Annotated in this window: 12 protein-coding genes; 7 read left to right on the plus strand and 5 right to left on the minus strand. The window is 61.3% G+C overall.

The window, feature by feature from the left end:
- Window positions 1-131: 131 nt before the first annotated feature.
- Entirely contained in the window at window positions 132-1,715 is a 1,584-nt protein-coding gene (locus B348_RS0119380; RefSeq protein WP_017737735.1) for a peptide chain release factor 3, read from the minus strand.
- Window positions 1,716-2,010: 295 nt separating this feature from the next.
- Between B348_RS0119380 and B348_RS0119385 the strand changes: the two genes are divergently transcribed.
- The 5 genes from B348_RS0119385 (at window position 2,011) to B348_RS0119405 (ending at window position 7,110) form a co-directional block, all read left to right on the plus strand.
- Window positions 2,011-2,763, plus strand: a complete 753-nt coding sequence (locus B348_RS0119385; RefSeq protein WP_242551407.1) for an ABC transporter permease — start codon at window positions 2,011-2,013, stop codon at window positions 2,761-2,763.
- 20 nt (window positions 2,764-2,783) lie between these two features.
- Complete coding sequence (locus B348_RS0119390) at window positions 2,784-3,680, plus strand: glycine betaine ABC transporter substrate-binding protein (RefSeq protein ID WP_017737737.1); 897 nt, start codon at window positions 2,784-2,786, stop codon at window positions 3,678-3,680.
- An 11-nt stretch (window positions 3,681-3,691) separates the two neighbouring features.
- The gene (locus tag B348_RS0119395) at window positions 3,692-4,345 is read left to right on the plus strand and encodes an ABC transporter permease (RefSeq protein WP_017737738.1); all 654 of its coding nucleotides are present in this window, start codon (window positions 3,692-3,694) and stop codon (window positions 4,343-4,345) included.
- Window positions 4,342-5,499 (plus strand): betaine/proline/choline family ABC transporter ATP-binding protein, encoded by a 1,158-nt coding sequence (locus tag B348_RS0119400; protein ID WP_017737739.1) that lies wholly within the window; start codon window positions 4,342-4,344, stop codon window positions 5,497-5,499. The genes B348_RS0119395 and B348_RS0119400 overlap by 4 nt, the downstream gene beginning before the upstream one ends.
- A 447-nt stretch (window positions 5,500-5,946) precedes the next feature.
- Window positions 5,947-7,110, plus strand: coding sequence for a type III PLP-dependent enzyme (locus B348_RS0119405; RefSeq protein ID WP_010213203.1), 1,164 nt, complete (start codon window positions 5,947-5,949; stop codon window positions 7,108-7,110).
- A 147-nt stretch (window positions 7,111-7,257) separates the two neighbouring features.
- Here the strand turns inward: B348_RS0119405 and B348_RS1000000131130 are convergent, their stop codons facing one another.
- From B348_RS1000000131130 to B348_RS0119420, 4 genes are all read right to left on the minus strand, one after another.
- A complete protein-coding gene (locus tag B348_RS1000000131130; protein ID WP_081609265.1) occupies window positions 7,258-7,533 on the minus strand; it encodes a type II toxin-antitoxin system RelE/ParE family toxin in 276 nt (91 codons plus the stop codon).
- Window positions 7,533-7,799, minus strand: coding sequence for a CopG family ribbon-helix-helix protein (locus B348_RS0119410; RefSeq protein WP_017737740.1), 267 nt, complete (start codon window positions 7,797-7,799; stop codon window positions 7,533-7,535). Before B348_RS0119410 ends, B348_RS1000000131130 begins: the two co-directional genes overlap by 1 nt.
- Before the next feature lie 92 nt (window positions 7,800-7,891).
- Entirely contained in the window at window positions 7,892-8,650 is a 759-nt protein-coding gene (locus B348_RS0119415) for a tetratricopeptide repeat protein (protein ID WP_017737741.1), read from the minus strand.
- Window position 8,651: 1 nt separating this feature from the next.
- Entirely contained in the window at window positions 8,652-9,332 is a 681-nt protein-coding gene (locus B348_RS0119420; protein WP_017737742.1) for a Fe2+-dependent dioxygenase, read from the minus strand.
- Window positions 9,333-9,537: 205 nt separating this feature from the next.
- Here B348_RS0119420 and B348_RS0119425 point away from each other — a divergent pair, with 205 nt between their 5' ends.
- Together B348_RS0119425 and B348_RS0119430 are read left to right on the plus strand one after the other, a co-directional pair.
- Window positions 9,538-11,826: a TonB-dependent siderophore receptor gene (locus B348_RS0119425; protein WP_026136912.1), complete on the plus strand. Its 2,289-nt coding sequence runs from the start codon at window positions 9,538-9,540 to the stop codon at window positions 11,824-11,826.
- 133 nt (window positions 11,827-11,959) lie between these two features.
- Window positions 11,960-14,485, plus strand: a complete 2,526-nt coding sequence (locus B348_RS0119430; protein WP_017737744.1) for a sulfite reductase flavoprotein subunit alpha — start codon at window positions 11,960-11,962, stop codon at window positions 14,483-14,485.
- The last annotated feature ends 57 nt before the right edge of the window (window positions 14,486-14,542 follow it).

Below are 14,542 nucleotides of genomic sequence, written 5' to 3' on the forward strand. Positions count from 1 at the left end.
GGATCAGCTTGCACATTGGCGACTGATACACCGCCATCGCAGGCAAGCCAGCTCCCACAGTTTTGATTTGTGTTGGGCATAAAAAAAGGGTGAAGCCATCACAGCTTCACCCTTCTTTTACCGCTCAGCCCTTAGTGGTGCTCGCGGGTCGCGCGGAATTTCACATCCGGCCAGCGCTCTTCCATCAGCGCCAGGTTCACCCGGGTCGGCGCCAGGTAGGTCAGGTGACCGCCACCGTCCACCGCGAGGTTTTCCACAGCCTTGTTGCAGAACTCTTCCAACTTCTTCTTATCGCTGCAATCGATCCAGCGCGCGGAGTACACGGTGATGGGCTCGTAGGAGCATTCGACCTTGTATTCCTCTTTCAAGCGGCTGGCCACCACATCGAACTGCAGCACACCGACGGCGCCGAGGATGATGTCGTTGCTGCGCTCCGGGAAGAACACCTGGGTGGCGCCCTCTTCCGCGAGTTGCTGCAGGCCCTGGCGCAGTTGCTTGGATTTCAGCGGGTCGCGCAGGCGTACGCGGCGGAACAGTTCCGGGGCGAAGTGCGGGATACCGGTGAAGCCTAGCGCTTCGCCTTCGGTGAAGGTGTCACCGATCTGGATGGTGCCGTGGTTGTGCAGGCCGATGATGTCGCCGGCGTAGGCTTCTTCCAGCTGTTCACGCTCGGAGGAGAAGAACGTCAGGGCGTCGCCGATGCGCACGTCCTTGCCGGTGCGCACGTGGCGCATCTTCATGCCTTTTTCGTATTTGCCGGAGCAGATACGCATGAAGGCGATGCGGTCGCGGTGTTTCGGGTCCATGTTCGCCTGGATCTTGAACACGAAACCGGTGAATTTCTCTTCCACAGGCTCCACGGTGCGCTCGTTGGCGACACGGGCCAGCGGCTTCGGCGCCCAATCCACAACGGCGTCGAGTACGTGGTCGACACCGAAGTTGCCCAACGCCGTACCGAAGAACACCGGGGTCAGCTGGCCGTCGAGGAATTCCTGCTGGTTGAACGCATGGCAGGCACCCTGCACCAGTTCCAGCTGGTCGACAAAGCGGTCGTACTCGTCACCCAGGTGGGCGCGGGCTTCGTCCGAGTCGAGCTTCTCGATGATCTTGGTTTCGGTGCGCTCGTGACCGTGGCCGGCGGTGTAGACAATGATGTAGTCGTCGGCCAGGTGGTACACGCCCTTGAAGTCACGGTAGCAACCAATCGGCCAGGTGATCGGCGCGGCCTTGATCTTCAGGACCGCTTCGATCTCATCCAACAGCTCGATCGGGTCGCGGATGTCGCGGTCGAGTTTGTTGATGAAGCTGACGATCGGCGTGTCACGCAGACGGCACACGTCCATCAGCGCGATGGTGCGTGGCTCGACGCCTTTACCGCCGTCGAGGACCATCAGCGCCGAGTCCACCGCAGTCAGGGTGCGGTAGGTGTCTTCGGAGAAGTCTTCGTGGCCCGGGGTGTCGAGCAGGTTGACCATGTGGTCGCGATACGGGAACTGCATGACCGACGTGGTAATGGAGATACCCCGTTGTTTTTCCATTTCCATCCAGTCGGAGGTGGCATGGCGGTCGGATTTGCGGGATTTCACCGTGCCGGCCACAGCGATTGCCTTGCCCATCAGCAAGAGTTTCTCGGTGATGGTGGTTTTACCGGCATCGGGGTGGGAAATAATGGCGAAAGTGCGGCGTTTCGCGACTTCGGCGGCCTGGTGGGTCATGGGAAATCGCCTGGCAGGTGAGTCAAAAAAGGGCGGCGAGTATAGCGCAAACCCCGGGCGCCGGACCACCGTTCACCCGATGGGGGGTGGCTAAATGCTGCCAAGTGTGGAACCTTTTAAAAGGTCGAGACGTCCACTCCCCTGCTACCGCACTCGGAACAGGGGCTGATAAATCAGCAAGTTAGCCTGACGAGGCTGCGCTCATGGCTTGATCTCATGCCGTCTTATCGACATGACCAAGCTGCTTTTCGCGAACTCATTCGCCGACAGCCAGGAATGGCATTGCCGCTCGGAAATGTGTTCGCCGACAAAAGAAAAAAGGAGTCCGCCTGTGGCTATTCGCTATGGCAAAGGGCTGATAGGAGGAGCGGTTGTCGTCGCTCTCCTGGCCCTGCTGGTCCACTGGATCGGCATCAACACGATCGAACTGTACCGCGACGATTTGTTGTTTTACCTGCAAGCACACCTGATCCTCGTTCTAGTCTCCATGCTGGCCGCCCTTGTCGTGGGCATCCCCGCCGGTATCCTGCTCAGCCGACCGCACATGGTCGGGCGCGCAGAACGCTTCATGCAGATCTTCAACATCGGCAACACCGTCCCTCCCCTGGCCGTACTGGCCATCGCCCTCGGCGTCCTCGGCATCGGCAGCGGCCCGGCGATCTTCGCACTGTTCCTCGCCTCCCTCCTGCCCATCGTGCGCAACACCTACGAAGGCCTGAAAAACGTCCAGGGCTCCCTGAAAGAAGCCGCCACCGGCATCGGCATGACGCCGCGCCAGATCCTGCTGCGCGTGGAATTGCCCAACGCCGTGCCGATCATCATCGGTGGCGTGCGCGTGGCCCTGGCGATCAACGTCGGCACCGCGCCCCTGGCGTTCCTGATTGGCGCCAACAGCCTGGGCAGCCTGATCTTTCCCGGCATCGCCCTGAACAACCAGCCGCAATTGCTGCTCGGCGCCGCGTGTACCGCGTTGCTGGCTTTGCTGCTTGACGGTCTGGTGACCCTGGCCAGCCGCCTCTGGCTGGAACGCGGGTTACGCGCGTCTTAAGGCTTGGTAAAGGAATCGACATGAAAAAACTTAGCTTGATATTAGGCTGCGTCCTGCTGTTCGCAGGTATTGCGCAAGCCGCTGAAAAACCGGTCATCCGCATCGGCGCCCGGGTGTTCACCGAACAGACCCTGCTTGCCGAAATCACCTCCCAGTACCTGCGCACCAAGGGCTATGACACCCGCGTGACCGGCGGCCTGGGCAGCAACCTGGCGCGCAGTGCCCAGGAAAGCGGGCAACTGGACCTGATCTGGGAATACACCGGCGTGTCGCTGGTGGCCTACAACCACGTGGACGAGAAGCTCGACAGCGAACAGTCCTACGCCCGAGTAAAAGAACTCGACGCGAAAAAAGGCCTGGTCTGGCTCGCCCCGTCGCGGTTCAGCAACACCTACGCCCTGGCGCTGCCGGAGAAGGTGGCCGCTGAGCATCCCGAGATCAACAGCATCAGCGACCTGACCAAAGCGGTAGCTCTGGGCACCAACGCCAATCGCCTGGTGGCCCTGGACACCGAGTTCGCCAACCGCTCCGACGGCCTGGCCGGCATGGTCAAGCTGTACGACATGAACCTCACACGCAAAAACACCCGGCAGATGGACGCCGGACTGGTCTACACGGCCCTGCGTAACGGCCAGGTGTTTGCCGGCCTGGTCTACACCACCGACGGTCGCCTCAACGCCTTCAAATTGAAGCTGCTGGCAGACGACAAGCACTACTTCCCGGACTACACCGCCGCGCCCGTGGTGCGTCAGGTTTATCTCGACGCCCACCCGCAACTGGCCGACGAGCTCAAGCCACTGGCCGCGCTGTTCGACGACGAAACCATGCGCCAGCTGAATGCGCGGGTCGATGTCGATCACGAGAGCCCTTCCGCCGTTGCCGCAGATTTCCTGCGCCAGCATCCGATCAATCAATAAGAGGAGAAGACATGGAATTCCTGAACGCCTTTTCCCATCTTGATTGGGCCCAAGTCCTGCACCTGACCTGGCAGCACATCACCCTGGTGGGTATCGCCGTGATCCTCGCGATCTTCATCGGCGTGCCCCTGGGCATCCTGATGACGCGCTTCCCGAGCCTGGCCGGCCCACTGCAAGCCAGCGCCACGGTACTGCTGACCGTGCCATCCATCGCCCTGTTCGGCCTGCTGCTGCCGTTCTACTCCAAATTCGGCCAGGGCCTGGGGCCGATGCCGGCGATCACCGCCGTGTTCCTCTACTCCCTGTTGCCGATCATGCGTAATACCTACCTGGCCCTGACCGGCGTGGAACCGGGCATTCGCGAGGCTGCACGCGGCATCGGCATGACCTTCGGCCAGCGCCTGCGCATGGTCGAGCTGCCCATCGCCGTACCGGTGATCCTCGCCGGTGTGCGCACCGCCGTGGTGATGAACATCGGTGTAATGACCATTGCCGCCACCATCGGCGCCGGTGGCCTGGGTGTACTGATTCTGGCTGCCATCAGCCGCAGCGACATGTCGATGCTGATCGTCGGCGCCGTACTGGTCAGTCTCCTGGCCATCTTCGCCGACCTGCTCCTGCAATGGCTGCAACGCTCGCTGACTCCAAAAGGATTGCTCAAATGATCGAACTTCAAAACCTGTCCAAGACCTTCCAAAGCAACGGCAAGACTGTCACCGCCGTGAACGATGTAAGCCTGACCGTCAATGAAGGCGAAATTTGTGTATTCCTCGGCCCTTCTGGCTGTGGGAAAAGCACCACGCTGAAAATGATCAACCGCCTGATCAAGCCGACCTCGGGCAAGATCCTGATCAATGGCGAAGACACCACCGACCTCGACGCCGTGACCCTGCGCCGCAACATCGGGTATGTGATCCAGCAGATCGGCCTGTTCCCCAACATGACCATCGAGGAAAACATCGTGGTCGTGCCCAAGCTGCTGGGCTGGGACAAGCAGAAGTGCCACGACCGCGCCCGCGAGTTGATGAGCATGATCAAGCTGGAGCCCAAGCAGTACCTGCATCGCTATCCGCGTGAATTGTCCGGCGGGCAGCAGCAGCGGATCGGCGTGATCCGCGCACTGGCGGCCGATGCGCCGCTGCTGTTGATGGATGAGCCGTTCGGCGCGGTCGACCCGATCAACCGTGAGATGATCCAGAACGAGTTCTTCGAAATGCAGCGCGCGCTGAACAAGACCGTGATCATGGTCAGCCACGACATCGACGAAGCGATCAAGCTGGGGGACAAGATCGCCATCTTCCGTGCAGGCAAACTGTTGCAGATCGACCACCCGGACACGCTGCTGGCCCATCCAGCCGACGAGTTCGTCAGCAATTTCGTCGGCCAGGACAGCACGCTCAAGCGCCTGTTGCTGGTGAAGGCCGAAGATGCGGCGGACAACGCGCCGTCGGTCAGCCCGGAAACCCCGGTGGCCGATGCGCTGGAACTGATGGACGAACTTGACCGCCGCTATGTGGTGGTGACCTGTGCCGAGAACAAGGCGCTGGGTTATGTACGACGTCGCGACCTGCACCGTCAGAGCGGCACCTGTGGCCAGTACCTGCGCGAGTTCAACGCCACGGCGGCGTATGACGAGCATTTGCGCATCCTGTTGTCGCGCATGTACGAGTTCAACCGCTCGTGGTTGCCGGTGATGGATGCGGAGCGGGTGTTCCTGGGGGAAGTGACCCAGGAGTCGATTGCCGAGTACTTGAGTTCCGGTAAGTCCCGGGGTGGCAAGACCAGTATCGTTTCGCCTGCTGAGACTGCGTTGGCCTGATCCACCGCTATCGCAGGCAAGCCAGCTCCCACATTTGGACTGCATTCATCTGTAGGAATGCAATCCCCTGTGGGAGCTGGCTTGCCTGCGATGAATACACCACAAATCCCCCTGATTTGCCCCATCCGGGGAACATCATTCCGTCACACCGGTCGATTACATAAGTAGCTGCACGGGTCCTCGCGACGAACGCGTGCAAAAACGCGACATTTTTAGTTGATCTCAAGCCCCTCACGCCCTAAAGTTCGCGCCGAACGTCCATGCTGGAAACGATCCATCCGGCTCAAGTACTGACGACGAGACAGCAAGGCCAAGGGCAGCGTTTATTCCCGTGGCCTTTTTGCTTTCGGCGACATGCCTTGGGAAGTAGGCGAACCAAAGTGGGGATACGGAGGACGTTCATTTGCACCCATTGTTTAAATCAGTTTGCCCTTAGGAGTTCCCAGCATGTCGATCAACGTCGAAGACTATTTCGCGCGCGCCACTTTTGACAAAATGAAGGCGTTCGCCGACAAGCAAGAAACCCCGTTCGTGGTGATCGACACCGCGATGATCAGCCAGGCCTACGACGACCTGCGCGCCGGTTTCGAATTCGCCAAGGTGTACTACGCCGTCAAGGCCAACCCGGCCGTCGAGATCATCGACCTGCTCAAAGAGAAAGGTTCGAGCTTCGACATCGCCTCGATCTACGAGCTGGACAAGGTCATGGACCGCGGCGTCAGCGCCGACCGTATCAGCTACGGCAACACCATCAAGAAATCCAAGGACATCCGCTACTTCTACGAGAAGGGCGTGCGCCTGTTCTCCACCGACTCCGAAGCCGACCTGCGCAACATCGCCAAGGCCGCACCGGGTTCGAAAGTGTATGTACGTATCCTCACCGAAGGCTCGACCACGGCTGACTGGCCTTTGTCGCGCAAATTCGGCTGCCAGACCGACATGGCCATGGACCTGCTGATCCTCGCCCGCGACCTGGGCCTGGTGCCGTACGGCATCTCCTTCCACGTCGGCTCGCAACAGCGCGACATCAGCGTGTGGGACGCGGCCATCGCCAAGGTCAAAGTGATCTTCGAGCGCCTGAAAGAAGAAGACGGCATCCACCTCAAGCTGATCAACATGGGCGGCGGCTTCCCGGCCAACTACATCACCCGCACCAACAGCCTGGAAACCTACGCTGAAGAAATCATCCGCTTCCTCAAGGAAGACTTCGGCGACGACCTGCCGGAAATCATCCTGGAGCCGGGCCGTTCGTTGATCGCCAACGCCGGTATCCTGGTCAGCGAAGTGGTATTGGTCGCGCGTAAATCCCGCACCGCCGTCGAGCGTTGGGTGTACACGGATGTGGGCAAATTCTCCGGCCTGATCGAAACCATGGACGAAGCCATCAAGTTCCCGATCTGGACCGAGAAGAAAGGCGAGATGGAAGAAGTGGTCATCGCCGGTCCTACCTGCGACAGCGCCGATATCATGTACGAAAACTACAAGTACGGCCTGCCGCTGAACCTGGCGATTGGTGATCGTTTGTACTGGTTGTCGACGGGTGCGTACACCACCAGCTACAGCGCGGTTGAGTTCAATGGCTTTCCGCCACTGAAATCCTTCTACGTCTGACCCCCCGCCCGAGCGTCCCCACGCTCCGCGTGGGGACGCATCTTGTGACGCTCCGCGTCACGCGTCCAGGAGCAGCATTCCCACGCAGAGCGTGGGAACGATCAACAAAAAACCCATGACATGTCATGGGTTTTTTATGGGCAAAAATCATCGATCTTCACGGACGTGCCACAACCGCAAGATATAGATTGTGGACGCTTGAATCTCATAGCGTATTTCGTAGCGCCCCACTAAAAGCCGTCTTACGTCGCGCGGCTCAAATTCTTCGACTCGCTCACCTATCCGCGGATTACTCAGCAAACTCAAAGGCGCTTGGGACAGTGACTGCACGGTGCGTGCCGCAGCAGGGCGATTCACAACAGCAAGAAATTCGAAAAGCCGAGCCAGGTCTGATAAGCCCTTGCTAGTCCACTTCAACTCCATCAGAGGGGCACCGGCAGTGGCGTATCAGTACTCAAGCTGTCTGCCCAGGCTTGAACCGCCTGCTGATCAATCACACAGCCGGCGTCAACATCAGCCATGGCTTCCCGAGTAAGCCGGCTGCGCTCCTCTTCCAGATCAACCCAATCGGCGAGTGCTTGCTTGACGATCCAACCACGCGAACGATCCATTCGCGCCGCCATCTGATCAACTTTTTGCGCCAGGGCCGTAGGAACGTGAGCTGTCAGGACTTTGGTATCAGCACCCATAATTCCTCTCTTCGCAGCATTGCGAAACACATGATTAAAACTGAATCAGTTCCAATCATAGTGATTTTGGCTAGGGCAACAACCGCAGTGCTCTACCGCTCATCGCTTAATTGAAAGATCCGTAATTCAAACTCCTGCGCAAAGGATCGGATCTCTGGCTGTGCGGCGCTCAACAGTGCTTTGTACCCCGTGCGCAAAAACTTCAAATTCCCCCCCACCAACGCCTTGCGCAACCACGCCAGCGCCGTATCGACCTGCCCTCTGTCCGCCAGCACCGCCGCGTAGCTGAACTGCCCGCGAAAATCCCCGCCTTCAGCAGAGCGACGATACCAATCCACGGCCGCTTCCAGGTCCTGCCCACAGAACCGCCCGTCTTCCAGATAACGCCCCAGCAGATTCATCGACTTGGCATGGCCCTGTTCCGCTGCCTGGCGATAAAGGCTCAACGCTTGTTGCTGGTCTTCGGCAACACCCCGCCCGGTCGCCAGCAGATTGGCATAGTTGTACTGCGCCCAATCCAAACCCGCTTCAGCCGCCAAACGGTATGCCTTCGCCGCCGCAACCTCATCAGCCGCACACCCCCAACCATGCTCCAGACACCGCCCGGCCATATTCCGCGCCATCAGGTGCCCGCCCTGGGCCGCGATCTGGAACCAGCGCAACCCCAGCGCTTCATCCCGCGCAATGCCACGGCCTTCCAGGAGGATTTGCCCGAGCAGCGCCTGCGCATCCACCACGCCCTCCTTCGCCGCCATCAGGATCGCCTGGGCGGCGCGCACCGGGGAGTCGTCGAGCATGGCTTGCAGTTGCTCGACGTTGAGCACTTCTTCACGGCGCAGCAAGAAGCCCATGTCAGACCTCGACCCAGCGGCGCAACAGGTTGTGGTAGGTGCCGGTGAGCTGGATCAGCGCCGGATGGTCGGGCACATCGGCGGTCAGTTGCTGGATCGCGCCGTCCATTTCGAACAGCAGGGTGCGCTGGCTGTCTTCGCGCACCAGGCTTTGGGTCCAGAAGAACGAGGCGTAGCGCGCGCCACGGGTCACGGCGTTGACTTTGTGCAGGCTGGAGCCGGGGTACAGCACCATGTCGCCGGCCGGCAACTTGACCCGTTGCAGGCCGAAGGTGTCCTGGATCTCCAGCTCGCCGCCGTCGTATTCCTCCGGGTCGCTGAAGAACAAGGTGGACGACAAGTCCGTGCGCACCCGCTCAATGCTGCCCCGCGCCTGGCGCACGGCGTTGTCGATATGGAAGTCGAAACTGCCGCCGCTGGTGTAGCAGTTGAACAGCGGCGGGAACACCTTGTGCGGTAACGCCGCTGACATAAACAGCGGATTTTTCCACAGCCGCTCCAACATCGCCGCACCGATTTCCTTGGCCAACGGGTGGCCTTCGGGCAGCTGCAGGTTGTGCTTGGCTTTGGCGGACTGGTGCCCGGCGGTGATTTTGCCGTCGGCCCAATCGGTGCTTTCCAGGGCTTGGCGGATGCGCTGCACTTCCTCACGAGAGAACAGGCCGGGAATGTGCAGCAACATGGGCAATACCTGAATGCAGAGAGGCGCCAATGGTATTGATTCTTATCAAGCCTGTAAAACGCCGTGGACGGATGACATCGTAAAAACCGTAAGCAAAAAGTGTAAAGAATGTAAATTCAACGCAATTAGCAATGTATCGCAATTGATAGAAAGTCGTGTTCGCCCTATATTCCGCCGCCTCACATCCTTGGGGAAAGGACACGTCATGTCGCGCACTTCAATAAAAACACCTGCCAGTTCACCACGTCTGTTGGCTTCGGCCATCGGCGTCGCCCTGACCGCCAGCTCTGCTGCCCACTTGGCGCAAGCGGCCGACGACACTGAACAAAAAGGCGAGCGCAACAGCATCTCCCTGGGCGCTACCAGCATCACCGGCCAGGAACAGGACCAGACTTCCTACCAGGTGGAAAAAGCGTCCTCGCAGAAGTACACCGCACCGCTGGTGGACACGCCGCGCTCGGTCACCGTGGTGCCGCAACAAGTCCTCAAGGACACCGCCGCCACCTCGCTGCAAGATGCCTTGCGCACCGTACCGGGGATCACCTTCGGCGCCGGCGAAGGCGGCAACCCACAGGGCGACCGTCCGTTCATCCGTGGTTTTGACGCCCAGGGCGACACCTACCTCGACGGCGTGCGCGACACCGGCGGCCAGAGCCGCGAGATCTTCGACATCGAATCCATCGAAGTCAGCAAAGGCCCGAACTCGTCCTTCGGCGGTCGCGGCTCGGCCGGTGGCAGCCTCAACCTGGTGAGCAAGACCCCACAAGCGCGGGACTTCACCAACGGCGGCTTCACCTACGGTTCCGACCAGACCCGCCGCTACGTGCTCGACGTGAACCGCCAGTTCCTCGACGACAGCGCCGCGTTCCGCCTGAACCTGATGAGCCACGAACAAAACGTCGCCGGCCGCGACGCCGTCAATTACGACCGTTGGGGCGTGGCCCCGTCGCTGACCTTTGGCCTGGGCACCCCGACCCGCGTCAACCTCAGCTACTACCACATGGAAAGCAACGACCTGCCGGATTCGGGCATTCCCTACGGCTACGGCTCGGCCACGACCAGCACCCACGTCCACGACAAACCCACCGACGGCGGCGACAGCAGCAACTTCTACGGCCTCAAGGATCGCGACTTCCGCAAGACCCGCGCGGACATCAGCACGATCTCCGTCGAGCACGACCTGAACGACAGCATGACGCTGAAAAACACCCTGCGTCATGGCAGCACCGGCCAGGACTACGTCCTCACCCAGCCGGACGACAGCAAAGGCAACGTCAACAAATACGGCACCGTGTGGCGTCGTGCCAATGCCCGCGTCTCCACCACGACCACGACCACCAACCAGACCGATCTGTTTGGCAGTTTCCAGGCCCTGGGCTTCAAGCACAGCTACTCCACCGGCCTGGAATTCACCGGTGAAGAAACCCGCGTCAGCGGCTACACGATCAGCCCGAATACCAACCCCAACTGCACCGTGGCTGCCGGCAGCCAGGGCGGCCAGTGCACCTCCCTGGGCAACCCGAACCCGGACGATGCCTGGACCGGCAGCGTCGCACGCAACTACATGGGCACCAACACCAAGGCCACCAGCCGCGCCGCCTATGTGTTCGACACCATCGAGCTGGACCCGAAATGGCTGCTGAACGTGGGTGTGCGCTACGACACCTTCGACACCGAAGCCAACACCAACGCCACCACCGGGCGCACCAAGGTCAAGGACGACAGCCAGTTCTTCAACTGGCAGGCCGGCCTGGTCTGGAAGCCGCTGGAAAACGGCAGCATCTACACCTCCTACGCCACCTCGGCGTCGCCCGCCGGCGGCCTGGTGGGTGAAGGCGTGGACAACAACGCCATCCCGACCGGCATTAACACCAGCGACCTGAAACCGGAAGAAACCGTCAACTACGAACTGGGCACCAAATGGGACCTGTTCCACAACCGCCTGTCGCTGTCGGCTGCGGTGTTCCGTACCGAGAAGAAAAACACCCGCATCCTGGTGGACTCCAACACCTACGAAACCGCCGGTGAGTCCCGCGTCGACGGCCTGGAATTGTCCGCCAGCGGCAAGATCACCGAGCAATGGCAAGTGTTCGCCGGCTACAGCTACCTGAAAAGCGAGCTGGTTGATCCAGGCAGAAACGGCACCCGCCTGGGCATCGTCACGACCGGTTCGAACAAAGGCAACCAGATGCCGAACACCCCGGAAAACTCGTTCAGCCTGTGGACCACCTACAACGTGACGCCAAAGCTGACCATCGGTGGCGGCGCGTTCTATGTCGACCAGGTTTACGGCGATGCGGCCAACACCGTGTATGTACCGTCCTACACCCGCTACGACGCCATGGCCAGCTACAAGCTGACCAAGAACGTCGACCTGCAATTGAACGTGCAGAACCTGACCGACAAGACCTACTACGACAAAGCCTACGCCTCGCACTTCGCCAACCAGGCGGCGGGTCGCACGGCGTTGCTGTCCACCAGCTTCCACTTCTAAAAGCGGCAGCAAAGCGCAAAAGCCCCACGCATCGGATGCGTGGGGCTTTTGCGTGTAAAACAGAATATTTCTCGATAACCCACGGCATAATGCGCGCCGTGCATTTACAACCAGATAGACGAGGCGGTCAGACGTGTTGAAGAAAACCCTGTTCCAGTTGCACTGGTTCTTCGGCATTACGGCCGGGCTGGTGCTGGCCTTGATGGGGATCACCGGGGCAGCGGTTTCGTTTCAGGATGAAATCCTGCGGGCGCTCAACCCCAGCGTACTGACGGTGGAAAAACGCGACGCCGGCGTGCTGCCGCCCGCCGAGCTGGTGCGCAAACTGGAGGCCACCGAAGGCCAGACCGTGGCCATGCTCTTCGTCGAAAGCGACAGCGGCAATGCCGCGCGCGTGTTCTTCACCCCGCCACCCGGCGAGCGCCGTGGCCAGTTGCGCTATTTCGACCCGTACACCGGCGACTACATGGGCGACGTGGTCGGCCAGGACGTGTTCGGCTTCCTCCTGCAATTCCACCGCTTCCTGGTGATGGGCGACACCGGGCGCAACATCACCGGCGCGTGCACGCTGATCCTGGTATTCTTCTGCCTGTCCGGCCTGTACCTGCGCTGGCCGCGCCAGGTCGCCAGCTGGCGCGCTTGGCTGACCCTGGACTGGCGCAAGAAAGGCCGCAGCTTCAACTGGGACCTGCACTCGGTGTTCGGCACCTGGTGCCTGCTGGCCTATCTGTTGGCGGCGCTGACCGGGCTGTATTGGTCCTACGACTGGTACAACCAGGGCGTGACCAAGCTGCTGTCCGACGCGCCGCAAAACGAGCGCATGCGCAAGCGCGGCCCGCCGCCGCAAGGCCCGGCACCCGTGGCCAACTACGACGCGATGTGGAGCAGCATCTACAGCAGCGCCGGCCCTGGCTTGAGTGCCTACAACATCCGCATGCCCGCCGTCGCCGGGCAACCGGCCACGGTCTACTACCTGCTGCAAGACTCGCCCCACGACCGTGCGCTGAACCAGCTCAACCTCGACACCGCCACCGGCGAGGTCAAATCCCACGACCGCTACGCCAGCAAGACCCTCGGTTCCCAGCTGCTGACCAGCGTCTACGCGCTGCACACCGGCAGCTACTTCGGCCTGGCGGGGCGCATTATCCTCACCGTCAGTTCGCTGCTGATGCCGTTGTTCTTCATCACCGGCTGGCTGCTGTACCTCGACCGCCGCCGCAAAAAGCGCCAAGTGCGCGACGCGCGCAAAGGCCTCAGCGCCAACCACAGCGATGCCCCGGCGTGGCTGATCGGCTTCGCCAGCCAGAGCGGTTTCGCCGAACAACTGGCCTGGCAAACCGCCGGGCAATTACAGGCGGCCGGCCTGCCTGTGAAGGTGCAATCCCTGGGCAGCGTCAGCCAGGAAGACCTGCGCCAGTCCGAAAACGCCCTGTTCGTGGTCAGCACCTTTGGCGACGGCGAAGCGCCCGACAGCGCCCGTGGTTTTGAACGCAGCGTGCTCGGCCAGGACCTGTCCCTCAAAGGCCTGAACTACTCGGTACTGGCCCTGGGTGATCGGCAGTACGAACACTTCTGCGGTTTCGCCCGACGCCTGCATTTCTGGCTGACCAACCAGGGCGGCAACCCGCTGTTCGCCCCCGTGGAAGTGGACAGCGGCGACACCAGCGCCCTGCTGCACTGGCAACAACAGCTTGGCCAACTGACCGGACACGCCCCCGCTGCGGCATGGCCGACCGCCCAATACGAAAACTGGACCCTGGCCCAACGCACCCTGCTCAACCGCGACAGCAGCGGCTCCGACGTCTACCTGCTGGGCCTCACGCCAGCTTCGCCGCAGACCTGGCAGGCCGGCGACCTGGTGGAAATCCTCCCGCGCAACTGCCCCTGGGCCATCGAGCACTTCCTCGAAGGCCTCGGGCTGGCCGGCAGCGACGGCGTGTTGCTCGACGACCTGGCGCACACCCTCGACCAGGCCCTGGCCACCCGCCAACTGCCAACCCATCGCGCTCATCTGGTGGGCCTGCACGCCCAGGCGCTGGTGAATGCGCTGGTGCCGCTGGGCATGCGCGAATACTCCATCGCCTCGATTGCCAGCGACGGCGTGCTGGAGCTGATCGTACGCCAGGAACGCCACCCCGACGGCAGCCTGGGCCTGGGTTCCGGCTGGCTCACCGAACATGCTGCCCTCGGCTCGGCCATCAGCCTGCGCCTGCGTCGCAACAGTGGCTTCCACCTACCCGACGCGCCGGTGCCGATGATCCTGCTGGGCAACGGCACCGGCCTGGCCGGCCTGCGCAGCTTGCTCAAGGCACGCATTGCCGATGGCCAACAGCGCAACTGGCTGCTGTTTGGCGAACGCAACATCGCCCACGACTTCCTCTGCCAGGACGAGCTGCAAGGCTGGCTGGCCAGCGGCGACCTGGCGTTGCTGGACCTGGCGTTTTCCCGCGACCAGGAGGAAAAAATCTACGTGCAGGACCGCCTGCGTGAGTCGGCGGATGTGCTGCGCAAGTGGCTGGCCGAGGGTGCGGCGATTTATGTGTGCGGCAGCTTGCAGGGGATGGCGGCCGGGGTGGATCAGGCGTTGGTGGATATTCTGGGCAGTGAAGCGGTAGAGCGCCTGATTGAACAGGGCCGCTACCGTCGGGATGTGTACTGACCCTCCAAAGCCAATGGAGATCAAAATGTGGGAGCTGGCTTGCCTGCGATAGCGGTG

The organism is Pseudomonas sp. CBZ-4, assembly GCF_000346755.1.
Taxonomy (GTDB): Bacteria; Pseudomonadota; Gammaproteobacteria; order Pseudomonadales; family Pseudomonadaceae; genus Aquipseudomonas.